This window comes from Microcoleus sp. A003_D6, from assembly GCF_036702825.1.
Taxonomy (GTDB): Bacteria; Cyanobacteriota; Cyanobacteriia; order Cyanobacteriales; family Microcoleaceae; genus Microcoleus.
Genome location: NZ_JAUBWA010000036.1, coordinates 21,136 through 46,542, shown reverse-complemented (window position 1 = coordinate 46,542; position 25,407 = coordinate 21,136). Strand labels below are relative to the sequence as shown.

Annotated in this window: 15 protein-coding genes; 7 read left to right on the top strand and 8 right to left on the bottom strand. The window is 45.2% G+C overall.

The window, feature by feature from the left end:
- Positions 1-335: 335 nt before the first annotated feature.
- Positions 336-1,676, bottom strand: a complete 1,341-nt coding sequence (locus QUB70_RS12495) for a valine--pyruvate transaminase (RefSeq protein ID WP_332980673.1) — start codon at positions 1,674-1,676, stop codon at positions 336-338.
- Positions 1,677-2,150: 474 nt separating this feature from the next.
- Between QUB70_RS12495 and QUB70_RS12490 the strand changes: the two genes are divergently transcribed.
- Positions 2,151-2,990 carry a Tab2/Atab2 family RNA-binding protein gene (locus tag QUB70_RS12490; RefSeq protein WP_332980672.1) on the top strand — a complete coding sequence of 280 codons (840 nt, stop codon included), beginning with the start codon at positions 2,151-2,153 and terminating at the stop codon, positions 2,988-2,990.
- 121 nt (positions 2,991-3,111) lie between these two features.
- Here the strand turns inward: QUB70_RS12490 and QUB70_RS12485 are convergent, their stop codons facing one another.
- Complete coding sequence (locus QUB70_RS12485; protein ID WP_332980670.1) at positions 3,112-3,312, bottom strand: hypothetical protein; 201 nt, start codon at positions 3,310-3,312, stop codon at positions 3,112-3,114.
- Between the two features lie 520 nt (positions 3,313-3,832).
- Here QUB70_RS12485 and QUB70_RS12480 point away from each other — a divergent pair.
- Entirely contained in the window at positions 3,833-4,705 is an 873-nt protein-coding gene (locus tag QUB70_RS12480; protein WP_332980668.1) for an S-methyl-5'-thioadenosine phosphorylase, read from the top strand.
- A gap of 79 nt (positions 4,706-4,784) precedes the next feature.
- Here the strand turns inward: QUB70_RS12480 and QUB70_RS12475 are convergent, their stop codons facing one another.
- Positions 4,785-6,011, bottom strand: a complete 1,227-nt coding sequence (locus tag QUB70_RS12475; RefSeq protein WP_332980666.1) for a tetratricopeptide repeat protein — start codon at positions 6,009-6,011, stop codon at positions 4,785-4,787.
- Positions 6,012-6,087: 76 nt separating this feature from the next.
- Between QUB70_RS12475 and QUB70_RS12470 the strand changes: the two genes are divergently transcribed.
- Positions 6,088-6,579, top strand: a complete 492-nt coding sequence (locus QUB70_RS12470; RefSeq protein WP_332980665.1) for a WbuC family cupin fold metalloprotein — start codon at positions 6,088-6,090, stop codon at positions 6,577-6,579.
- A 94-nt stretch (positions 6,580-6,673) separates the two neighbouring features.
- On the opposite strand, the gene QUB70_RS12465 is transcribed toward QUB70_RS12470, so the two are convergent.
- From QUB70_RS12465 to QUB70_RS12450, 4 genes are all read right to left on the bottom strand, one after another.
- On the bottom strand, positions 6,674-7,177 hold the full coding sequence (locus tag QUB70_RS12465; protein ID WP_332980664.1) for a hypothetical protein: 504 nt from the start codon (positions 7,175-7,177) through the stop codon (positions 6,674-6,676).
- A 222-nt stretch (positions 7,178-7,399) separates the two neighbouring features.
- Complete coding sequence (locus tag QUB70_RS12460; protein WP_332980663.1) at positions 7,400-9,187, bottom strand: PAS domain-containing sensor histidine kinase; 1,788 nt, start codon at positions 9,185-9,187, stop codon at positions 7,400-7,402.
- A 27-nt stretch (positions 9,188-9,214) separates the two neighbouring features.
- A complete protein-coding gene (locus QUB70_RS12455) occupies positions 9,215-12,385 on the bottom strand; it encodes a sensor histidine kinase (protein WP_332980662.1) in 3,171 nt (1,056 codons plus the stop codon).
- A 251-nt stretch (positions 12,386-12,636) separates the two neighbouring features.
- Positions 12,637-14,268 (bottom strand): serine/threonine-protein kinase, encoded by a 1,632-nt coding sequence (locus QUB70_RS12450; RefSeq protein ID WP_332980660.1) that lies wholly within the window; start codon positions 14,266-14,268, stop codon positions 12,637-12,639.
- Positions 14,269-15,340: 1,072 nt separating this feature from the next.
- On the opposite strand from QUB70_RS12450, the gene pheT reads away from it, so the two are divergent.
- Complete coding sequence (gene pheT / locus QUB70_RS12445; protein WP_332980659.1) at positions 15,341-17,803, top strand: phenylalanine--tRNA ligase subunit beta; 2,463 nt, start codon at positions 15,341-15,343, stop codon at positions 17,801-17,803.
- 164 nt (positions 17,804-17,967) lie between these two features.
- Here pheT and QUB70_RS12440 read toward each other — a convergent pair whose 3' ends face one another.
- Complete coding sequence (locus QUB70_RS12440) at positions 17,968-18,195, bottom strand: hypothetical protein (protein WP_332980658.1); 228 nt, start codon at positions 18,193-18,195, stop codon at positions 17,968-17,970.
- A 161-nt stretch (positions 18,196-18,356) separates the two neighbouring features.
- Between QUB70_RS12440 and QUB70_RS12435 the strand changes: the two genes are divergently transcribed.
- The 3 genes from QUB70_RS12435 to QUB70_RS12425 are packed head-to-tail and all read left to right on the top strand — an operon-like array spanning position 18,357 to position 25,331.
- A complete protein-coding gene (locus QUB70_RS12435) occupies positions 18,357-18,626 on the top strand; it encodes a YciI family protein (RefSeq protein WP_332980655.1) in 270 nt (89 codons plus the stop codon).
- 13 nt (positions 18,627-18,639) lie between these two features.
- On the top strand, positions 18,640-21,669 hold the full coding sequence (locus tag QUB70_RS12430) for a hypothetical protein (RefSeq protein ID WP_332980653.1): 3,030 nt from the start codon (positions 18,640-18,642) through the stop codon (positions 21,667-21,669).
- On the top strand, positions 21,669-25,331 hold the full coding sequence (locus QUB70_RS12425) for a helicase-related protein (RefSeq protein WP_332980651.1): 3,663 nt from the start codon (positions 21,669-21,671) through the stop codon (positions 25,329-25,331). Before QUB70_RS12430 ends, QUB70_RS12425 begins: the two co-directional genes overlap by 1 nt.
- Positions 25,332-25,407: the final 76 nt, after the last annotated feature.

Sequence of the window (25,407 nt, the reverse complement as noted above, 5' to 3'; positions counted from 1 at the left end):
TGCCCATTAAATGATATTCTTCTACGGTCAACAACCTTTTGAGTAATTGCACTGCCATAACCCACCGCGCTGCTAATTGTTATTTCAATTGTAGTCGATCTGCAAAGGAATAAGTCAATCGATTTTAGATTTTAGATTTTAGATTTTAGAATTGAAGCATTGAGCCACAGATAAATTCGGGGGGCAAGTTTCATCTGATACAGGTTTTGTATTTCTCCACGGATGAATTCGGGGGCTTGTATCCTAGATGCTTTCGGTCATTGTAATCGGTAACTGATAATTGTAATGGGTAATTGGTTGCCACTAAGAAATAACCAATTACCATTACCAATAATTCATGACTGATAAACTTTTTCTACCATTTGAGCCAAGCGTTTCATTGCAGTTTCAATCTCATCATTTGTCGCCGTCAAACTAATTCGCAAACACTCGTGCTTGTGCTGCCAATCTTCCCGCAAACCGGGGAAGAAAGAACTTCCCGGCACGACAATTACGCCGACTTGCTTCAATTTTTGATAAAGTTCCCAATCAGTCATGGGCAAATCTTTCAGCCACAACCACGCAAAAATTGCTCCTTCGCCCCGGTGCAAAAACCACGGCAAATTCTTCGGCATTGCTTGTTCTAAAGTTTCTTCAACTACTGCAAATTTATTTTGATAGTACGGGCGAATTACGTTGATGGAAATATCGGCAAGAGCGCCGGAAGCAATGGCACGAGTTGCGATCGCCTGTCCGTATCTCGGCGAATGAATGCACGTATTGGTTTGAAAACATTCTAATATTTGAATGAGTTTTTCATCGCCGATCGCAATTCCGATTCTTTCACCCGGCAATCCGGCTTTCGACAAACTCATGCAGTGTACGATATTGCCGCCAAAAATCGGCGTCATCTCGGTAAAATTCAAGGAGGGGAAGGGAGGGCCGTAGGCGGAATCGACGAACACCGGCACGTCGAAAGCGGCCGCTAAATCGGCAATTTTCTTAACTTCGTCGTCGGTGAGAACGTTTCCTGTGGGGTTGCAGGGACGGGAAAAAATGACGCAACCGGTGGTTTCGTCGATCGACAGTTGGCTGAAATCCGGGCGGTATTTGAACCTGTGAGCGGCTGCATCAATATCGAGGGTTGGTTTGCAAGCGACTACCGCTTCGGGAATCAAGCTGACGCCGCCGTAACCGGTGTAGTCTGGGCTCAGCGGTAAAACAATTTTTTTAAGGCTACCCCCCCTAGCCCCCCCTTGGTAAGGGGGGGATTGATTGGCCGTTGCCCCCCCTTGGTAAGGGGGGGATGGGGGGGGTGCGGTGTAGCCGCCGAAAGCGTTGGCTGCGTAGAAGTAGATCGATTGACTGCCGGGGGTAATTACGATATTGCGATCGGTCAAACTCAGTCCGTAACGCCGATTAAAATCCTCCCGCACCGCATCGATAAACGGCTGATAGCCTTGACTGGAACCGTAGCGACAAACCACCTCGCCGTATTCCGGGCTGGCCAAAAGTTCCGCAGTGCAGTCGCGCCACAACTGCTCGACTTCCGGCAAAATCACCGGATTTCCGGCGCTCAAATTAATAAACTCCTGCCCGCTGCCAGCTCTGAGAGTTTCAATAATGTCTTTCATAATCGCTCGCACTCCCGTGAGGTGGGACATCTGAGTGCCAAATTGAGTCAGGGCAGGGTTCATAGCAAATGCAGCGACAATGATAGAAGTTTACAGTTTATCTATAATAACCTCGTTTGCTCGCAGGAGAGGGGAAATTTGAGGGCGCGGATCGTGTGATATTGGTCGATCGACCAATATTTTTTGTTTCAAAATGCGGAATTACGTGTTAAAGTCGGGATTTGAAATTTTTTGGCTGTAATAATAGACCTGTTGCAAAAATAGCTGGGACGGGCAAGATGCCCATCCCACAAAAAGTTTTTTTCTTGTGGAATGGGCATCTTGCCCGTTCCAAAATTTGATTAAAAGGACTTTTGCAAGAGGTCTAATGTAGATTTGAATTAGTCAATTTTTTTTTTGAATGCGAACACAGAGGTAAAATTCCTGCTAAAAACAAGGGGGAACTCGATATGTATTTAGTTCGCCATCTTAAATGACATTATTGTTGCAGAATTAGATTAAAATAATACAGTTGTTGAGTTTATTTTTTAATTGCTTATGGAAATTTGGCAAGCCGATTTTTACCGCCGCCCTCTCCAAGACGAAACTGGCAAACCACTGTGGGAACTTTTAATTTGCGACTCGGAACGCAGTTTTCAATTTAGCGCTGTTTGCCGCCAGGGTGCCGCTAATTCAACTTGGCTAGCCTCCCAGTTGCAGCAGGAAGCTCAAACTCATAATTTGCCTGATTTAATTCAAGTATTTAGACCTCAATCTCTCAGCTTAATCGAAGCTGCGGGCAAAGTTTTGGGAGTCAAAGTAGAAGCAACTCGGCGCACGGCGGCTCTTAAATTGCTGCTGCAAGAACGGGCAAAAGAATATTCGATTATGCCTAATTATACAGGCGAAACCTACAGTGCGATCGCCCTTGAGTCACCTCCGCCCGTCCCCTTACCGGAAAACCTCTGGGGCGATGGCTGGCGTTTTGCTTCCCTACCCGCCGGCGACATTGAAGATGCTTTCCAAGGGCGTCCCCTCCCCATATTGCAAATGCCAGAATTCCTGTTACCGCTGAATTTGGGCTTGGCCTCAACAGTGCCCGTACCGGGAGTTGTAATTGACGGCGGGCGCCAGTCTATGCGGTTGGCGAGATGGCTTCAGGATGCCAAACCTTTTGCTTTGAATTATATCGCTGGAGCTCCCGACGGATTGATTTTGGAAGCTGGGTTAGCAGATAGGTGGGTTGTTGCTACTTTTGAAGATAGCGAGGTGAAAGCGGCGGCGAAAATTTACCAACAGCGGAAGCAATTAAGTCAAGGATTGCATTTTTTATTAGTGCAGCCGGATGATAGTGGCATGACTTATACAGGCTTTTGGCTGTTGAATTTTGAGGGATAAGATGTAAATAATATTATTATTTGTGATGTCGATCGCGATCGCCCGAACCGCAAACAAAAAAAATACCGCCAGAACTGTGTTCAAGCAGATGCAGACTCAATCACAAATTTTCAAACACTTTCTATTCCACAACTAAAATCAATCCGTTTTGGATACCCTGACACACTCGGTTGAGGTGAGCATGATCCTTGTCGTCGAGTCCGTCAAGGACTGCTGACTTGATCAGCCGTCTATCGAGGGGGGTAATTTGACGAAAAGCAAAGATTCGCTGGACGATCGCCTCGATCGAGATTTTGGGGAGGTTAGCAGAACTGACTGTCATGGTTTTAACACACTAAAAATATATAACAGAACTCTGTACCTTTATTTTTAAAGATTTCGTGAAGTTATATTGTGATTGAAATCACATCTGTTTTGTGACAATATAGTGTATGCCGGGTGACTGTTTTGACACTCCCCAACCTAAAGGTGTGGGGATTCTTGCTTCATCCGTCCTCTCTAGGATTATTGCTAATCCCCTGTTTGGATACGTCCACAAGCGCACACGGACTGCCCGACCGCATTTGAAATGATTTACTTAATTGTTTGTTCCTCTTTCCTACACTATGTCGCACGTAGCTGAGCATTGTAGACGGGGAGAACCCAATATTGGCTATCTAGGCGTTTTATCGCGTTGCCATTTCTCTCATAACATAGTATTCCAGAATGTGTCAAGAGAAAGCCGTCATAAAATGACGGGGCTTGTACCCAAAATTTTGGTTACGAAATCTTCAACGATCTTTACCCCAACTTAACGATGGCCCGATAGAATCACTGTGGTAAAACTCAAGCAGAAAGTAAAAATGGCACAAGCAAAAATCGGAATTATCGGCGGCAGCGGTTTGTATAAAATGGAGGCCCTCAAAGATATTGAAGAGGTGAAAATTGATACACCTTTCGGTTCGCCGTCGGACGCCGCAATTGTGGGAACATTGGACGGTACGCCGGTAGCATTTCTGGCTAGACACGGCCGCAACCACACTTTTTTGCCCTCAGAAGTGCCGTATCGGGCAAATATTTATGCAATGAAGAGTTTGGGAGTTGAGTATTTAATCTCAGCGTCGGCGGTTGGTTCCCTGAAAGCTGAGGCGAAACCTTTAGATATGGTAGTGCCGGATCAGTTTATCGATCGCACAAAAAATCGAGTTTCTACCTTTTTTGGAGAAGGAATTGTCGGTCACATCACATTCGGCGATCCGGTTTGCGGCGAATTGGCTAAAGTGTTGGCAAGTGCGATCGAATCCTTGAACCTCGCCGACGTTACCCTGCATCGCGGCGGCACTTACGTCTGCATGGAAGGCCCCGCATTTTCAACAAAAGCAGAATCCCACCTGTACCGCAGTTGGGGGGCGACAGTCATCGGGATGACAAATTTGCCCGAAGCAAAATTAGCCAGAGAAGCAGAAATTGCCTACGCAACTTTAGCATTAGTTACCGATTACGACTGCTGGCACGAAGATCACGACAGCGTAACCGTAGAAATGGTAGTTGCCAACTTGCACCGCAATGCAGCAAATGCCCAAAAAGCCATTCAAGAAACAGTGCGGAGGTTAACAGAAAATCCCCCCGTTTCCGACTCGCATTCAGCTTTGAAATATGCAATTCTAACTCAACTGGATCGAGTGCCGGCGGCCACTAAGGAAAAAATGGGTTTGCTGTTGCAGAAGTATTTGTAGTTGAAATTAAGCGGCAATCATGAGGTTGTGCGTGATTCCAGATTAGTAAGGTGCGCATTGCGCACCTAAATATTTTCGCTCAATTAATCAACTGCTTAAATGCCTCGTGTTCGCGAATCTTCTCCAAATCAGCTTCAGTTTGTGCCAAGTGTTTACACACATTAGGATTGAGATTGAGGGCGCGCTTTAAATTTTCAATTGCTAATTCAATTTTACCTTGCAGTGCATAACATCGGGCTTTATTGTACCAAATTCTGTAAAAATCAGGTCGAATTTTAGCAGCATTTTCATAAGAATCAATCGCCGCTTCGTATTTTTGCAATTTTGAGAGTGCAACGCCTCGATTGTTCCAAGCGTCAGTATAATCATTTTTAACTTGTAGGGCTTGATTGTAAGAAATTACTGCCTGTTCGTACTCCTGCATTTTGGAAAAGGCAACGCCTCGGTTGTTCCAAGCATCGGCATAATCGGGTTTGGCTTGAATTGCTTGTTCGTAACAGCCGATCGCCTCTTGGTACTTCTGCAACTCCAACAATACCACGCCTCGATTGTTCCAAGCGTCGGGATAATTCGGGCGAATTGTGGTAGCTTGTTCGTAAGAGGCGATCGCCTCTGGATACCGCTGCATTCTGGTGAGCACTACTCCCCGGTTGTTCCAAGTATCGGCTAAATCCGGCTGAATTTTCAGGGCCAGATCGTAAGCTGCGATCGCATCTTGATAGCGGTTTTCAAAGAAACAAGCATCTCCCTGTTTGGCATAGTCGCCGGCGGTCAATAGCTGTTGGTAATTGCCGTAATTAACCGGAGCAAATTCTTGAATTTGGGCGTCGGGAAATAACAAGTCTGTGTCTGCATCCGCCGGGTGACTTTGGTGTTGAATTTCGCCTAAGATACTTTCTGCATCGGAAATTAATAGTTTTAATTGAGAGATTGTATCGTAATGGAGACTTTCAATTTCTTGGCGAGCAATTGTTGTCTGCTTGGACAATTTACTAAACAGAAACCAAACACCGACTCCGGCTGCTGTCGGAAACAAAGTTAAGGCAATTACCAGCCCGTTCAGCAGCAGGGCAGTGCGCCCGAAAGCAATGTCAACTTCTTCTTGAACTCGATCGCGGATCTCTTCTTTAAGTTGCTGCTGTGGCAATTGCTGCTGAACCAAAAGTGCCGCCGCTCTCGGTTCAGATGCAAAAACGGTATTGGCGCAGAGTAGAATAGTCGAAAGGGCGATCGGGCTAATACTTGTTCTAAAAATACTTGACAAACGCATTGCCTTAGTGATACGCACCTGATTTGCGATTTTCATCTTTCAAGAAATGCTGGTAAAGATGATCCCAGACTAGCTTATTTGTTCAAAAACTCTTAAATACAGGATATCTGTTGTGCAGTCCCCTCCGATCAAATTGTTGACGCAAGAATTGCTAGACGAAGTTGCAGCTTCCTCCCGCAGCAGTCCCCGCCAGCGACAAAACTACAATTTCCACGATTTGTCAGAAAAGGTGCAGCGGTTTGTCAACGTGCTGCAACGCGGCACTTACGTGCGCCCTCACCGACACCTGCGCCCGCCGGCAGTTAACGGTTTTGAGTTTTTTGTAGTGATTCAAGGAGAAGTCGGTATTGTTATTTTGAACGAAAACGGTCAAATCCTGCGATCGTTGCGAGTCAGCGCTGCTGGCCCGACTCGCGCTGTCGAACTACCAGAGGGCACTATCCACACGTTGGTAGCTTTGGCACCGGATACTGTGATTTTGGAGTTCAAGGAAGGGCCTTATGACGTGGCGGCGGATAAAGATTTTTTGGCAGGTTTTCCTGCTGAGGGAACTGCGGCGGCGCGGGAATTAGTTTTGGTTTGGGAAGCGGAATTTAACAGTTGAATGTTGACTGCTGACTGCTGACTGTTGACTAATGACTGTTGACTAATGACTAATGACTAATGACTAATGACTAATGACTGACTACTGTCAACTGTCAACTGTCAACTGTCAACTGACTGATGAATCTAATTGTCGTCATCCGATTGTATAAATCCGGCGCGGTGCGAATGATTTTTCTCAGAAGTTCATCCGTTACCCAAAAGACGACGGGAAAGGAAAATGTTTTGCTGAATTCGCTGCATAGTAGGTTGGTAGAAACGAGCAATCGATCGATCGACTCTACTGATTCCAAACCTAGTAGCATTAAAGCTGGAGGCTGTTCGCCGTCTAGTTCTGCTGCGATTGTCGTGTAGAGAGTTGTCGCCGATGCGGGCAAAAACAGTTGCTGTGGCTTCTGGACACAAGTTGCTTGCAGTCGATCGACTATTTCCTGCCGCAAAGCCAGCGAGTTGCAGTTGACTAAAACGAAAGAAAAGTAACCTTGGGAAAGACGAAGCGCCCGCATTAAAGTTGAGAACGACCGCTCGTTATATTTAGCTGAGTCGTACTTAGCTCCATCGTCTTTAGCTGTATTTTCTGAGCTTTGATGGACAAACATAAATTGCAGATTTTTTATCTAGTTTTAGATATTTTCTAGATTCAATGCTATTTCTCAAGAAAATGTGAAAATTGGATATTTTTTCTTAAAAATATTGTGTTAACTATAGCACGGTTTTAAATTAATATCAATAGTGCGATCGACCAACTCGGCTTCAGCCACTCTTGCGCCACCTGCGGCGGTACAACCAAAATATAAAATGTAGTTAAACAGACCAAAAAATCACCTACAATTCTCAGCTAGGGGCAAAGTAAACCAAAAAATTGCCCCAGCACCGGGGGCGCTAATTACCCCAATTTCCCCGCCGTGAGCGCCAATAATTTGCCGACAAAGATATAGACCCAAACCCAAACCAACGGAGTGTCGGGCTCGATCGCCCCTAACGTAAAGATCAAAAAGATGTTCGCACTGTTCCGGCAATATTCCTACCCCGTCATCTTCAACTGTACAGTAAATCATACTACTTGGGGAATTGGCAATTGGGAATTGGTAATTGGTAATTGGTAATTTTTCCATATCCTGTTTCGCTTCGCTGTGATTTATAATTAATTTTTTCGCGTTGATTACTTTAGCCGAAACCGTTAAATTCAGTCCGGGCAGATTGTGTTTCAAAGCATTAGCAATTAAATTAGAAAATACGCGCCACAACTGAGTATTGTCCGCATTCACGGCTGGCAAATCATCCGGGACTAAATTTTTAAAAGTAGCTTTACCCTCATTCATTAAAGGCTCCAAATCGGTCGCCGCCGCTTCAACTATTGCCCTCAAATCTACCCGCTCGCAGTGCAGAACCAAACCGCGCAATTCCCCGGCGTGAACTTCCAACAGCGAATTTATCAACCGCAATTGCTGCTCGCTACCTTGAATCATCCGCTCCAAAATAGAACGGGGAATTGCGATCGAATCCCCTGTTTTCGCCTGCCAATTTTTCAGCACCATTAACATTCCCGCCACCGGGTTTCGCAAGTCGTGAGAAAGAGCGTGAATAAACAGCCGCAGCGATTCTTGTGCCTGTTTGCGCTGCGTGATATCCTCAATTAAACCCTCATAATAAAGCAGGGAGCCGCTACTGTCCCGTACCGCCCGCGCCTTCTCGGAAATCCAGACAATACTGCCGTCTGAGCGGTAAATTTGAGACTCAAAATCCGACACTGTGCCGCTTTCCTCGATCGCTCGCAAAAACTCATTTCTGCGAGCCGGATCGACGTACAACTGCCGCTCGATATCAGTAAACTTTGCCGTCACTTCTTCCGGGGAATCGCAGCCGTAAATCCGCGCCAAAGCTGGATTTGCAGTAATGTAACGGCCGTCGGGAGTGCTTTGAAAAATTCCCTCGCCGGCATTCTCAACAATGCTGCGGTACTTCGCCTCCGCCACCTCCAACTGCTGGTAAGCAGATTCCAACTCGCGCCTCGTACTAAACTCTTTCCGTTGCAGACATTCGTACCAATAAACCGACAAATCGCAAATCAAACAAAACCAAAACAAATATAAGTAAAACCCGGTCAGCTTAAAAGCAGTATACTTAGCAAAACTTAGATTTAAAACCAAATTGATCCCGACGTGGCAGCACAAAACACCGAGTTGAGAAATCAGGTGGAGGCGCCAGCGGACGGGCATCAGCGTAGCTTGGATCAGAAATGCTAAACTCCAGGTAAAAATTGGTAATTCCCCGGCTTGTGCGACAGCTAACCCAAGCTGCACAACCACCGTCAGCGACCACGAAAAACCCAAAAATAGCAAACCGGGATAGCGGTGTCCGATCGAGGTTTTTTGCAGCACAAAACAGGTCAGCAAACCCAATTCTACAGCAGCGCTCGTGTACAAATAAACACTTTTAAACTCCTGGTGAGCGAAGAATCTTTCGCCCAGAAAATAGACAGTTATTGTGAAGGCAAAAAAGATGGCAATTGCGACAGCAGGGCGCAGCCGATCTCGGAGGAAGCGATCGCGCCACACCTCGTAAACCGTTAACGCCTGAACTGATTTTGCATTGCCCAAATAGCTCATACCATTTTAGATTTTAGATTTTAGATTTTAGATTGGGAAAGAGCGATCGTCCGAGTTGAGTGCAGGTAGCGAAAACCAGAAAGTCGAGCCGACTCCGGGAGTGCTTTCGACGCCGATTTCGCCGCCGTGAGCTTTGATAATTTGCTTGGAGAGGTACAATCCCAAACCCAGCCCTGTTAATTGTCGGCTATTAGGGTCTTGAACGTAAAGTTCAAACAGAGATTCCCGCTGTTTGGCGCTGATTCCCACTCCATTATCTGTTACAGTACAGCGAACCATTTTTACGGTGACTCCGGGCAATTTGCCGCCAGTATTGCCAATTTGACCCTGATAGCGGGGCATTTGGCAACTGCCGTCGAGGTTAAATTTGGCCAGGGTTTCCTGATTTTTCTGGGTGGTGTCGATCGTCCCAGGACGATCGCCCCAAGCAGATATCCGGTTAGCTATACAGCGAGCGAGCGGAGTATTTTGGGATGTTAACATCTGTGAATTTCCTTCAAAATTTAGCGTCTTTTCAACTTCAATCACATCGGCTTTTAAAGTGATATTGACTCCCGGATGATTGTGTTTGATAGCATTAGTCAGCAGATTTTCCAGCACCCGCTGCAAGTGTTTGCTGTCGGCATTGACTCGCGGCAAATCCGGCGGTATTTCCTGAGTCAAAGTTGCTTGATTTTTTGCCAGCATCGGTTCTAAATCGCCAACAATTGCTGAAGTTAAAGACTGCAAGTGCAGCGGTACAGTATTGAGAACAATACCTTTCACCTCGCTAGCGTGAGCGTCGAGCAGGGCATTAACCATAGTCAACTGGTGTTCGCTGGCCTGAACTATCCGCTGCAAAATCGATCGAGAAACCGGAACATCCTGTAGAGAGTCAGAGGGCGATTTGTTGAGCAAATTTTTCAGCAGTATTAACATTCCCATAACAGGAGTGCGGAGATTGTGAGAAACTGCGTGCAAAAATAAATCTTTCAGGCAGTTGCTTTCTTGCAGTTCGTGCATTTTTTGCTGTAGTTGGCGGGTGCGTTCCTCCACTTGAGATTCTAAGTTGGCATTGAGAGCTTTTACCTGCTGCAAAAGTTGGGCTTGCTGGAGAGCGATCGCCACTTGGGTAGCGAGTTTTTCCAACAAATCAATTTCAAATTCCTGCCAGTGGCGGGGCCCCGAGCACTGGTTGACGGCCAAGATCCCGAACAACTTTTCCCCGAGGACGATCGGCACATTTAACGTCGCTCGAATTTGATAGTCGCTGTATAATTTGGCAACTGTATCGCTGACGGGCACGTTAGCAGTATCGGAGACAACTCGGACGCGGTTGTTAGCATAAAAAGTTTTCTGGTTTTCCAGGTGATTCTCGTCAGCGAGTACCCACCCCAAAAGAGAACGGCATTGGGCACCGACAGACTCAGCCACAACCTTACCGTACATCGGGCTAGCAAGATTTACCCCGTCCGCGTCCACAATACCGATGAAAGCGCGGTCTGCCTTGAAAAATTGCCGGACTTCGGCAACAGTAGTGTTGAGAATTTCTTCAAGGTCGAGGGAGTTGCGAATTCGCAGGGCGATTTCTGAGAGCAAGCGATCGCGCTCGGACGACGCTCGCAAAGCCGCTTCCGCGCAGTGGCGCTCGGTAACGTCTTGGACTGTGGCGGAAATGACGTTTGAGTTAATTGCCGACTGTTCGCAGACAGTACGCACTCCGCCGTCTGGAAGCACGATCCGGTAATCAATGCAATAGGGTTTGCGCTCAAACATAGCTTGACACTGCGATCGCGCCACCAATTCTCGGTCTTCTGGATGTACGGCCTGCAAAAAAACTTCTGGGGTCGGTTTGACAGTTGGAGCCAAACCCAAGAGGCGGTAAAGTTCGTCCGACCACTGCAATTCGATATTAGATATATGATGTTCTGCGGATTCTTCGCAGTTGTCAGTTGCTTTGACCGCGGCGCAATTTAAATCCCAATTTCCCAACTGAGCGATGCGCTGAGCGTTGGCTAAACTAGCTTCGCGATCGCGCAGCACGGCCGCCGTGCGGCGCACCTCCACCAGCGCTTGCTGGCGTTCTGCGACGGCGGCCGCCAACATCATGGCCACAAGGGCGATCGTACCGGTAAAAGCTTGTAAAAATAACACCGCCTGTTTGAGATTATCGCTTTTGGCCAAAAACGGGCCGCCTCCCTGCACTGCTCCCCAAATCGCGATCCAAGAGACGATCGAATAAGCAAAAATCGCTCCCGGCGGTTGAAACCGCAGGGCAGCCCAAACTATCAGAGGAAAAGGCAAATACTCCAGCGGATACTGAGCGATCGCCGTCTGTGTTTTCGAGCAAAAAAACATCCAGCTAACGCTCAGCAATAAAGTCAGCCAGAGTGCTATTTCTGAATAATTAACAATTAAAAATAAAAGCTTAGAGCGGTTTTTAGTTGCAGAAAATGTGTTCGGATAATTTTTATTTTGTAATCTGTAATTTTCCCAGTTAAAAAATGCTTTTAAAGTTGAAATAATCCCAGGTTCGATCTCACATTTTACACCATTGTCAAGAACAGGCAAGCTGCCTGTTCCACAAGAGATGAATTTTATTGTGGAACAGGCATCTTGCCTGTTCCCAAACAAGTAATTGAGAATAATGAAACATCTCAGTTTTAGTGGAAATTTAAAACTATTAACGGCGCGGTTCAAAGTCAGCAGCACTGGCGTCACAATCAAAATTCCCATCCCGTCTCCGAGCCACATCGTCCACCAATTCTGCGAAAAATTGCTCCACTGATCCCAACCAAAAATGCACGCGCCCAAGTTGCCGAGGGTAGCACCCACAAAAGTAGACCCGATGACAGCGCCCGCCACTAAAGCCAGAACATCACGCAATCGATCGAGCGAAGTCGAAAATCCGCTCCGCCTCAGCACCGATTCCCCCACTAAAGCTTGCACGGTGACGCTAAAAGCCGATGTGACAATGACGGCGGAGGGTATACCGGCGGTAGAGTTTAACAGCACCGAACCGAGGGCAATTCCCGGCCACATCCGCCGCCCTAGCAGCAGCATTGCCGCCAGAGCAATACCGGCGGGCGGCCACACGGGGGAGGCTTCGGCTTTCACCAGTCCCAGCATCGACGCTGCGAGTTGTCCGGTAACAAAGTAGGCCACGGCCAGGATGCCGGCGTGCAGAAGCGGTCGAGTGCGGCGGTTGAGCAGTTTCATGTTTAGGTGCGATCGAATCCTCCATTGCTAGTTTTTAATTTAGGCCGCCGATGGGCGATCGAACTTCCTCCTGGGGAATCACCTGACTGGGGGAGAGGGGGGAGGGGGAGAGGGGGAGAGGGGGGAGGGAGAGGGGGAGAGGGGGGGAGGGGGAGAGGGGGAGAGGGGGAGAGGGGGAGAGGGGGAGCATTTTTGTTCTTCCCTCGGACTAATGACCAATGACTAATGACCAATGACTAATGACTAATGTCTTAAAATCCAAAACCCCGCTTGCCATCCGGCTTAACAGTGAGCCAATTTGTCTTCGCGGTTGCGAGTTGTTCCTCACTAACTGTAGCGTCAGTCAAATTCGCACCGCACAAATTCGCCCCTCGCAAATTCGCCTTGCTCAAATAAGCGCCCGTCAAGTCAGCACCTCGGAAATCCGCGCCTTCAAAATTGGCAGTGCTGCAATAAGCTTCTGTCAAATTTGCTCCTCGCAAATTTGCCTGAATTAACCTCGCATGGCCCAAGTTCGCCCCCGACAAATCCGCTGTTTGCAAATTTGCCTTCACGAACCTAGCCTGATAAAAATTCCCCCCCGCCAACAGCGCTTTTTGCAGTTGCAAACCCGAGAATTCGCAGTCAGCAAAATCGCGCTTGCCTTTAAAATATGCCGCTCGCAAGCTGTTCGTGTCCCACTTAACAACAGCTTTCGTTACCTTTTGCCCTGCTAAATTGTCGCTGGAAGGTGCAACCGTTCCGAAAGTTCTGCCGGACTCAGCCAGAGTCCGGGAAACTCTCGGCTGCATCCCCGTGTTCCCAGATTGGGTGAAGGAAGTTCTACCAGCGCGAGTGTGGTTCGATCGCAAATCTTGATTGATTTTGCTCTGGGGCGCTGACCACGCAGTAGCCTCACCGTTAAATATCGTCGGTTCTTCAACTGTGCGGCTAGAGCCATTGAATTGAGTTGCCAAGCCCTCAACAAGACTTGGGTCTTCAAATTCGCCGGAAAGAGCTCTGATCACATCTCCTGCCGATTGGAAGCGATGCCCAACCATCGGCTTGAGCATTTTTCCGAGAATCCGCGCAAAATTTGGACTCACCTGAACGTGCGGCTGCCAAACAATTTCGCCGGTTACTGCATCGAAATCTAAATCCTTGGGCGACTTTCCTGTCAGCAAGTACAAGCAAGTCATGCCCACGGCGTAGATGTCGCTGGCAAATATCGGCCGCAGCGCCATTTGTTCCGGGGGAGCAAAACTAAATGTGCCGACTGAAAATTTCGTGTTGGCGGTTTGGTCGGCGGGGTCTAATAATATTGTTTGGCTAACTTGGTCTTTTACCGCTCCGAAGTCAATCAGAACTAAGTGGCTGTCTTGAACTCGGCGAATAATATTTGCAGGTTTGATGTCTCTGTGAATTACTCCTTGGCTGTGAATATATTGCACTACTGGCAGAATTTCTAATAGAAAATTTTTAACGTCCGATTCGTTGAAACGGCCTGAGTGCTTTACTTCTTGTTTCAAAGTCGAGCCTTTAACATACTCTTGAACTAAGTAAAATTGCTGTTCGGTTTCAAAATAGTCTAGCAGCCTCGGTACTTGCGGGTGGTCGCCGAGTTGACCGAGGGTTTTCGCCTCTCGCTTGAATAATTCCCGCGCCATCTCTAAAACTCGCGGCGACGAACTACTGGGTCGCAGTTGCTTGACCACGCAACTCGGTTGACCGGGCAAAGAGATGTCTTTTGCCAGAAATGTAGCTCCAAAACCTCCTTGTCCTAACGGTTCAATCACTCGGTAGCGAGCGCGCAGCAATAACCGCGCACCGCACGTCTGACACTGGAGAATAGAGTCAGCAGGGTTTTGAGGATGGGGACAGCCCGGATTTACGCAGTAGCTCATCGGAAAATTGGGTTTGAAACCCCGTCCTAAAAGGACGGCTTTACATTAATTTGAATCCCCTTCCGGGGTGGAGGGGTATGGTTGCCCCTCCGTCGGGATATGGTTGTCCCGTTCTCCTTTCGGAGTAAAGTTAGCTTCGCCAATGTTTTAAGAGCTTGTTAGGCTGAAAGCACTATCTCAGTGACCTTAAGATTGTTTAACTCTCAGCGACAGAGCAGGGGACTAGCTACGCATCCCAAGGTGTCGTGACTCAAAAAACGTAGTCCGCGAAGGACTTAAGCTGGTCAGGATGGCTTTTTAGATTTCTCTTTCAAGCCTTATGCCTTTAGGCTAAGGTTCCTGACATTGATTGAGTTTGCCTATGTTTTTCTGATTTTGCTCTGGCGAGCGCTCGATCGCACAAATTCCCTGTTCCTGCTTCTGCTAGAAATACTTATCTATCAGTTGCCGGGGGGCCGTGCCTTCGATTGCGAATTGGAATTGCACCTAAGTCTATTAGGCCGATATCTTTCCCTATTTTGATTATGTCGCTGCTGTGAGTTTTTTCGGTAGATTATCCCTGAAGATAGTTTAAAGACTTGCTAAAGTTGTCCTTTTTTGTGTAAAGTCTTTCTAAAATAGATGCTTTTTGCGCTGTTAGATGTCTCTAGCATACCTCATTTTCTGATTGAGAATGTTACTCATCCCCCAACAGCCATCTGTCTTTGGGACAAATTATCATTTTTGCTTATGTATCACACAACAGTCTTGACAATATTCAAAAAATGTGATACAAAAGCCCAGAATTGATTCTGGGGCTACACAGTCATCAAACGGCATTCGCCAGAAGGTAGAATGCAGAAGGCATTGGTCAGAAGGCATCGGTCAGAATTTTTGATTTTTCCTAATGACTAATGACTGCTGACTAATGACTAATGACTAATAACTAATGACTAAGCTGTGTTGCATCTAGATTGCCTATGGTATTAGAGAGGGAGAGGGTCCGATGGGGATCGGGGGAGAGGATTTGACGATTGTTCGATCGGGACTCGAAATATACAATTTAAATGCACAACAGCTTACTGACTAAACTATGCGTATTTCTCTAAACTGGCTGCGGGAATTGGTGGATGTGTCGATATCCCCGGAAGAATTAGCCGAAACTCTGACAATGGCCGGGTTTGAAGTCGAAGATATCGAAGACCGCCGCCCGTGGGCAAACGGCGTAGTTTTGGGCAAAATCATCGCCTGCGAACAGCATCCGAATGCAGACAAATTGAGAGTTTGTCAAGTGGATGTGGGTTCTGGTGAAGCTTTGAATATTGTTTGCGGCGCACCCAACGCTAGGGCAGACATTTACGTGCCTGTCGCTGTTGTCGGAACTTTTCTGCCGACTATTGATTTAAAGATTAAACCTGCTAAACTGCGGGGCGTTCCTTCCGAAGGAATGATTTGCTCTCTGGCAGAATTGGGCCTATCTAAAGAGTCGGCCGGCATTCACATTTTCGAGTTAGAAAATCCAGAATTGGGCAGCGATATTCGCCCGCTTTTGGGTTTAGATGATGTCATTTTAGATTTGACAGCAACTGCCAATCGGGCTGACGCTTTGAGCATGGTGGGCGTAGCGCGGGAAGTGGCGGCGCTGACTGGGGCGAGTTTGAGAATTCCCGAAGCGAATGGTGTTGCGATTGAGGGCAAAGAAAGTCCTAGTTTGGCAGTAGAAATATCGGAACCGCAAGGATGCCCGATTTACATCGGCACGGCAATTGAAGGTGTGAAAATTGCTGCTTCTCCAGCTTGGTTGCAGCAGCGGTTGCAGGCGGCGGGAGTGCGGCCTATTAATAATGTGGTTGACGTAACTAATTACATTTTGCTGGAATGGGGACAACCGCTGCACGCTTTCGATCGCGATCGCCTGCAATCTTTCACGGGTACTCAAGATATCAGCATCGGCGTCCGCTTTGCTTCATCAGGCGAATCCTTCAAAACTTTGGACGGACAAAACCGCAATTTGCAAGCTCAAAATCTGTTAATTACTGCTAGCGACAAGCCTGTTGCCTTAGCTGGAGTAATGGGCGGCGAAGATACGGAAGTTCACGAAGGAACGCAAAATTTAGTCTTAGAAGCAGCGATTTTTGACCAGGCAACGATTCGCCGTTCTGCGCGCGCTCAAGGCCTGCGGAGCGAGGCATCGATCCGCTACGAGCGGGGGGTGAATCAGGCGGCTTTGACGACGGCTTGCAACCGCGCTGTAGCCCTGATTGTGGAATTGGCTGGAGGCGCTGCGACGGTGCAGAAAACGGCGAGTTCCGGCGAAGATTTGAGTTTTTCGCGATCGCTCGAATTGCGTTTAGACCGAGTAAATCTGGTTTTGGGACAGTTGAAAAGAGGACAAACGGGCGGTTCTAAATATCTGGAACCGGAAGAGGTAAAAAACATTCTGACAGCTTTGGGCTGCGAAGTTGTTGCGACGGAAAAAGAACGGGTGTTTGGGATAACTGTTCCTCCTTACCGCTACCGCGATTTAGAAAGGGAAATTGATTTAATTGAAGAAGTTGCCAGACTCCACGGTTATGACAATTTCTGCGATACTTTGCCCAGCAAAACGGAACCCGGTTATCTGTCACCGGAATACGCGGCAATTCGGAATGTGCGATCGGCTTTTCGGGCGGCCGGTTTGACGGAGTTGATGCACTATTCTTTGGTGAAAACTGAGGGAGAAAATCAGGTTGTGCTGGCGAATCCCCTGTTTGTGGAGTATTCGGCTTTGCGGACTGAGATGCTGTCGGGTTTGATTGATGCTTTCGGGTACAATTTGGAACAGGGAAATGGGGCGCTAAACGGTTTTGAAGTCGGCCGCATTTTCTGGAAGGAAGATGGCGGGCAGGATGCCCACCCCACAATGAAGGAAGCCGATGCAGTTGCGGGGATTATTGGCGGCGATCCGACTGTGTGGAAATGGCAGCAGGGAGGGCGCGATCGACCTTTGACTTGGTTTGAGGCAAAAGGTATTTTGGAAAGCGCATTTCAAGAGTTGGGTTTGTCGGTGGAATATCAAAGCGATTCCTCGAATACACGCTTGCATCCGGGCCGCACCGCTGCGTTATCGTTAAACGGGAAACATTTAGGAGTATTCGGACAGTTGCACCCGCAATTGCAGCAGGAAAAGGGTTTGCCGGAGCAGGTTTACGTGTTTCAATTAGATTTAGCGGTGCTGTTGGGTGAATTAGGGCGATGCAGCAACTCGACTCGCAAATTCGCGGGTTATTCGAGTTTCCCCGCTTCTGACAGAGACATTGCATTTTTCGCACCGATTGAAGTTCCGGTGGTTGAGATGCAGAGTGCGATGAAAAAGGCAGCGGGTAGTTTGCTGGATTCGGTGGAACTGTTCGACGAGTATCGGGGCGACAACGTACCGGCGGGACAGCGGAGTTTGGCTTTTCGGTTAATTTACCGCGCGGGCGATCGAACTTTGAGCGAAACCGATGTCGAACCGGCACAACAAAAAGTTCGCGATGTTTTAGTTGAGAAATTCGGCGTTAGTTTGAGAAGCTAACCGTAGGGTGCGTCGCTCTCGAAAATCCCTGAGAAATATCGACAATACCATAGCGACGCACCTGTACCATAACGAATTCAGCCAACAAACCCAAGAATTATTTGGTAACAAGATTTTTTTAAACATGGTTCAAGGTGCGTCGCTATGACATTTTCCATATTTAGTTAGGGATTTTTCAGGGCGACGCACCCTACGACTACTAACCCCCATAAAAGGTTCTGCAATAGTTCTACAGTCCGTTTCAGCGCCGCACCGCGGGCTGTTCCTTTTGCTGCCATCCTTACTATCTGTCCTGCCAATAATTCTACTCGTTCGTCTTCGTCAAGAATTCCAATTTCTGCCATGCGGTGATATTCTGCAACTGTCAAAAGGCGAATGTCTAATAAAGTCATAAATTTCTCCTCCTATCCAACAAACATCTCTTTTTCCCCTCTTCCTCTGCGCCCTCTGCGCCCTCTGCGGTTAATTAATCTTAATCCTTAAAATTTTCGTTAAATCCTGTTACTCCTATTGTACAATAATTTTTAAACAAATTCATCTAAGGCTCAAAAGCGTGACCAAATATGTGATGTGGGGAAGTTACTGCGAAAATGTTATCGAAAAACGCGCTCCGTTTCGGGACGCTCATTTAGCAGGATTGGCTAAGCAAAAGGAATCGGGAGTATTAAGTACGATCGGGCCAACAAAAGACTTAACTAAAGTTTTTGCAATTTACGAAGCAGAAGATGAGGCGGCTGTGCGACAATTGGTGGAAGCCGATCCTTATTGGGTAAATGGGGTTTGGACTGAGTACGACGTGAAAGAATGGATTCAAGCTTTTTGAAGGGGTTAACAGGGTGAACAGCTTAAGATTGGATGACAGCGACTTAGTTCCAGTAGACTATGGCGATTTGCTGGACAAGATTTTAGAAGTTTTGCAGGGGAAAAACCCGTTTAGCGTTTCGGGCGATCGGCGCCGTTTGTTAATAGATATTGACGCGGTAGCTGCTCAAATATCGAGTATGAGCGTGCGACATCCTTTGGGTGGTTTTGAACGTTTAGCACATTCTGCTACAGTCAATTTCACTCCCGAACTTGAAACTCAATTTAGCAGTCAAATTCGACAAATTCGACAATATTTGCGACAACATATAGCATCACTCGTGGGAGGGAATGATGCTATTGCAGATTTCGTGGCTAGCTTAATTGAGCCTTTAGAATCACGGTGTTTTCAAGGAAATGGTACCGACTTAGGTTTCAAATACGATTTTGCCAAACCCTCTCCTACTTTAGCAAAAAAGAAGCTAACTTTGCAGCGCCCAAATAGTGTTGGGACAAAAGCAATTTTGAAGCTGCATAAATTGACTATTGCTGTGCGAGATTCAGACATCTTTCAGCAACAACTGAAGGAGGGTTTAGAGAATTACATTAATGAAAATGCTGAGAATGAAAGCGAAAAGCAAGAACTGCATCATCGGCTTGATGAGCTGGTTAAAGATGAAAATTCTGATTTCCACAAGTTGCTCAAACTTGTAGACAAAGAAACTCTAGGTAAGCTGAATAAAGAAGCTAAAATCACCTATTTGGAGTATCTGCTAGAAAATATTCGCAATAGCAGCACAGATAGTGTTGGGATCGTCTATTTAGAAGACTCGATCCGGCGTCTCAGGTTGCTCGAAGCATACATTGGCGATCGCACAAAAGAAGATGGCTATTATAATGTCAATTATGCCGGTGTCTCAGTTAATTATCAAGATATGTTTTCCAGAGCGGAAGTTTTAGATGCACTTCCCATCATTCCGATTGTAGCAGGTTACTTGGGAGAAACCACAGACAGCCATTTGAATGAACGTAAATATATTTTTGGTTTAAAACTGAAATTTGGCAACGAAGTTCAAGCACGCGGCGGTGAACCTGTATTTGATTATAACCTGAATTTGCTCAATCCTGAGAGTGAGGAACACAAAGCAGAATTAGCCGATAGTTACACTAGCGAAAGCTTCATTCGCAAAGTATTAAAAATAGCGTTGTTGTACTATTTTGTGTTTGCTTCTCGCAGCAATCCTTTAGCAACTGATTACAACCCTGATTCTGAACTAACTTACGATCCGATACAAAGCTTTGAATCCGCCGTAATGCCGGTGTTGCAGGGTTCTGATGAACAGGCGAAAATGCGGATATTTAAAGGTATCATCAGAGGGCTGAATGAATATAATGTTGAAGTTAAAATAAACCGTCTCAAGCAACTATTAAAAAACTTTCTAGATAGGCAGACAATTTTGCCAACTCGCACAGAACCGCGACATATCAGCGTCAAAAGAGGTATTTTAGAAGACATCGATAACGCTTTAACGACTGGTAGATTTTTTAATGATGTTCTGCAACGAAATCCCAAACAATCACTCCAGTATATCGCCGTCGAACAATCGAGCATCAACGAAACAGCTATCTGTCAGCTACCAGTCACTATCACCATCGAAGATGTCCGCTATTTTTCTACTGATGAGTTCCAAAATTTCAGCATGGAATATAACATTAAGGACATCGATACTTTGCCTATACTTTTGGTTCCTGAAAGTCTGATGAATGTATATAACAGCAGTTTTTTCAAGGAGTATAAATTGCTGTTGTTTCGTTATAATAATAAACGTTTAGATAGCAAGGACGGTTTGAAATCAGATGCAGCATTTGTTTACAAATTTTCTGTTTCACTGCTGTCTTATATTTGCCTGCAAATCTTGTTACACAATCAGAAAAAGAATTTGTTTATTCCGATGGTGAGACTTCACGAAGGCGACCACAATAACCCTTCGCCGTCGGAAAAATTTATGGCTAACGTTTCCAAAACATTGTCTCATCTGTTTAGTGAAAAATACCGATCGACTTCTCAAGGGTTTCGCATCAAGGGAAAACCAAATGGCTACAGTATCCGCAACGGTTTAAGTTCCCTTTATTCAATCCTTCCTAAAAAATTTAAGTTTAGGAATGTTCCACTATCTCCAGAGTTGGATAATTTAGCAATTATTGTCGTATCAAGTTGCGAAAGCGATGCAAGAAAAGGTAATAGCGATCGATTTCAGAGAAAAACCTGTTTGTTAGGCGAAGTTGCGGGAATCAAACGCCTGTCAGAGGATACAATTCAAGTCGGAATGCTGAAAACTTTGTCAGAAAATTACAGCGTTCAACACCTTTACAGTCAGCCATCAATTCTTGAAGATACTGTCAGCCAGCTATATAAATATGGATATCGCAATTTCCTGTATATTGCACAAGCACCTTACACAAGCACGCTGCACATTACCCAGACTGATGAAGATGAGGAATTGTTTTTTATGTCTAAAAAGCTCCTCCAAACTTTGAAAGGAGAGCGCCAAGATATCAGGATTTATCCCGTATTTTTTGATAAATATTACGTCCGCAGTCCTAAAGAACACAAAGGAGAATCTTTCTACATTCAGAATACGACGGAACTTGAAAGTTTATCAAAAGATCCTAATCAACAAGCTGTAATGTTTTTCAATCTATTTAATGGTATCAGAGTAGAGCAAGGGGAAAAGAACTTTTACTATGGTGTTATTTCCTACTCGACACTGTTGAATATATACGAAGGCATTCTCGATGACCAAGATATTCGCCAAGGTTTGATGTACGATGGTGAAATTAAAGATACTTTACTGCACTATTTAACAATCTTCCACTTTTCTCGGTATGAAGCTCGTCAAAATATTAGCTTGAAACTCGATCCCTACGCTCATATTATCGGCGATGATTCAGTTGGTGCTTTATCTGTATTTAGTCATGCTGGCGGGAGTGCCGATTTTAACTCGCTGGCTTTTTTGAATAAGGTAAGAGAAGTATTGAGCGTAACTGAGGGAGGTACAAAATAATGATAAGTGAAGATTTTGGACGGCTATTTGAAGTAGGCTTCAATATCGGGATTCTGGCATATATTCAGCGGGAAAATTTAAGTCACAATTTTGGTGATTCCTACCGTCTGGATTTGCAGAGGCTCAAATTGCCAAAGATGACGGCGGAAATCGTCAGAGAAGCTAATCTGCTGGCTAGTTTAGATGCTGAAATCGTTGAAAAATGGAGTTTGTTCTTTGTCCAAAAAGGCTTTTTGGGTGGGTTAAATTTTTTCCGGGAGTACGTGAAATCTAGTGGCTGGAAGAATTTGCAGCGGTTGGAAATTGTGTATTGTCAGTGCAGTTTTAGTGATGCTAACAGTATCAGAACCTATAACAAGGGTGAGAAAGAAGCGTTTAAAGAGTTATTGTCTCAGTTGACAACTGCCAAACTTAGTTTATCAGATGATGAGATTAACTCGTACATCCGCCGCTACTCGAAAAAGGGTGAGTTTTTGCAGGCTGATACGCTGATGCTGTTACAGTATGGGGATGATTTTAGAATTCTGTGCGTTGATTTGTCTGTGTTTTCTCCGACGCTAGCTCCAAAACCGGAGGATATCAATGAAATAGAGGTGATACGGAAATATTTGATGAGAGAAATTAGCTATTTGCGATCGAAAAGTGTGTTTTCTAATCTGCGGATGGATACCAGCACTTTAGGTGTAGATTTCTCGGAGGATTTAAAACGCTTTTTTACAGCTTTTAAGTATAAGGATAAGGAAAGCGCTAAGTTAATTCAGGCTGGTAGCTACGCTCACAGTTTCTATGGATTTCTGCAACAAACGGGTATAATTTCAAGTGATGCTGAGGTTTTGTTTAATGTGGTGGGTTATGGCGATCGCAATATCAGTGCTATTTCCCTACGCCAGGACAAAATTAAGTTATTAGCAACTTGCGCTCAGATTTACCAGAATGAAGCGAAAGGTAAAGAGATTAGCGACGCTCGCCGCGAAGTTTTAGATGTTATTCAACTCAACGCGGCTCGCAGTTTTAAAGAAGGCAGAAAGTTTGTTGATTCTTTGTTAGGAATTGGAAAAAATGTCACTGAACCTGTATGTCATACTGAACGGATAGACAATTTTGTTAATTCCATTGATATTATATCAGATAAACTCGCAGATGAATTGCAAATTGATCGCGGTTTGCATTTGAGAAATGCTCACGCCCAATTGATTGTGAAAGCGCTTCAGTCTGATGAAACTTATATCTTTTTGACTGGCAATCCGGGAATAGGTAAAACAACTGCGATCGCCAATTTCCTCAAAACCCATATCGACGACGGTTTCTTATTCCTTTACGTCAGTCCCCGCAAGCAAGTAAACTTAGATATCATCGAAAAATTCAAAGATAAAAATACTGGTTTGCTGTGTGATGATCGATTATTCTGTATTAACACAAACTCAGACATTATTGCAAGTAATGCTGGCCGACGTACTGTCAAGTACGCCTCCAATAGCCGTAGCGAAAACTTTACAGAAAAAACGGTTCATTTTCTCAAAGACAATCCCGAAGTTCAGGCAAAAGAATACCACCAGCGACAAATTGAAAGAAAAAATGAAACCGTAATTAAACCAGCTAGCCTCAAAACTATGGGAGTGCTAAATAGCATTTGCAATGGAATTTATAGCCTGATTAACTGTAAAACTTCAAATAATATTGTAGCTACGGTTTCCATCCAATCTTTAAGGATGAAAGAAAATCGACAAAGTACCCTTGATTATTTAGAACAGATATTTCAAGATACTTATAATAAACGGGATAACCAAGTCATCTCCGCTAAGATGCAAGAAATATCCAGCCGCATCAAACACATCTTCATTATGATCGATGAAATCACCGGAGATGACGGTGGCGTTGAGTTCTTAGACGGAATTGCCAAGATGGTTAAAAATCATGAGTTGCACAAGCTGGAACATGGTTTTAATACTAAAATTATTGTAGCAGATGCTTCGATTGTGGACTGCGATGTAATTAAACAACACCTTGAGAACACGTCACCGGAACCGGATAAAATCTACTTTAAAAAATTACCAAAAAATTCGGATGTCATTGAACCTTTACAAGTCACTCCTTTTGAATTCAAACGGCTACCTGCAACAGTAATCAATGCAAACTCCTACCCAGCCCGCAGTTTAGATATAACTTATAAGGTATTTGTAGAAGCTGTCAAATACAAAGAAGATACTTCTTTAAAGCCCAATAATGATTTAGTTAAATCAGTACAATCGGAAATAGTTGCAGACATCGATCGCATATTGGCACAGCCTGGTGTCGAACAAATTATAGTATACATTCAGAACAAGCAAAGATTAACTGAATTAATTAATAAAATTAAAGATAGTCGCGACACGTTTGAGCAGTTTACCGATTATCTAGAAATTCACGCGAATATCTCGGAAGAGGAGAAAGAAAAAATACAGGAATATAAAAATACAGCTAAAGTAATCTTCATGACTGCATCGGGAAGTCGCGGCTTGTCTTTCCCGAAAACTAAGCATATTTTAGTGGATATTCCCCGCTTTCAGATTGAGAAAAATCTGATGGAGGTGATTCAGGTGATTTATCGCGGGCGCGGGGAAGATGAACACGGTAATACGCTGGATGGTGAAGCTAAAGAGTTGGTTTTTTACTTGTCTGATACAGCAGTTTACTATGCTGATGATGCGGAACTTTCCCTGCAAGAAAGCAAGTTGAGTTTGTTGAATTTATTGCTAATTCTGAAGACTGCGGTGATGACGCGAATTTCGGGATACGGTTATTTAGGTAGGGATAAGTTTTTGATGATTCCGATTGGCGGTAAGTCGGTTTCCGCAGTCGGGGATACTTTTAGCAGCAAAATGGCTGCTCTAATTAAGACATTAAAGAGCGAGAGCCAGCGAGGAAATATGTTGTTTAAGGAGGTTTATACGAGTCTGGAACAGCTTTTGGGTCGCGGGGAGTTTCTTTTAAAAAATTCTGATAAGTCTCGTCAAAAGGGCGATTTCTATCTGGAAATGCGGGACGATTTTAATCGTAAATTTTCGGAAAAGTGCAATCCTCTTGATGGTTTGTTGAGGTATGATAATTTAGAACTCGGTCATGTTTGCGGTAGTTTGTTGCTCGTACCTCTAGCTAAGCAAAATTTGGTAGAAATATACCAGATGTCGCTGCATCGAGAAATTAAGGAATGTCTAGAGAAGAAGTTGCTGGACAAAATGCGTCTAATTAGGGATAGCGATTCGTCCCCGGAGAATGTAATATCGGCAATTAGAGGAGGTGCGATCGAGCTTTTGCAGTTTCTCAACGGCGATGTGGAGAAAACTCAGTATTTTGAAGAGCAGAGTCAGCAGTTCGATCGCTATTATGCTATACCTTTGTTTGCTTTTGTCAGCGGGGAGGAAATGCAGGAGTATTTTGCTGACAGTAAGCTGGAAGAACCGGAAGACAGGCGGTTTCGGGATATTTTGTCGGCTTGTGTGCGAGAAATGTATCCTGTAGATAGTGTAATGCCGATCGGGCACAAATATCAAGACTTCCCATTTATCGTGTTTAGAAGCTACAGTTTAGAACAAAGTCGATCCAAAATTTTTACTGATAAGTATCTGTTGAGTTCCAACGAGTTGAACGTGCTCAATTTGATTTTATCCAAAGATGCACAATAAATAGTTGGAAATTATACTAATTTTAATAATTTTTGCTACTGTTGATTTATGAAATAGATTTTTTTAATGAACCGCA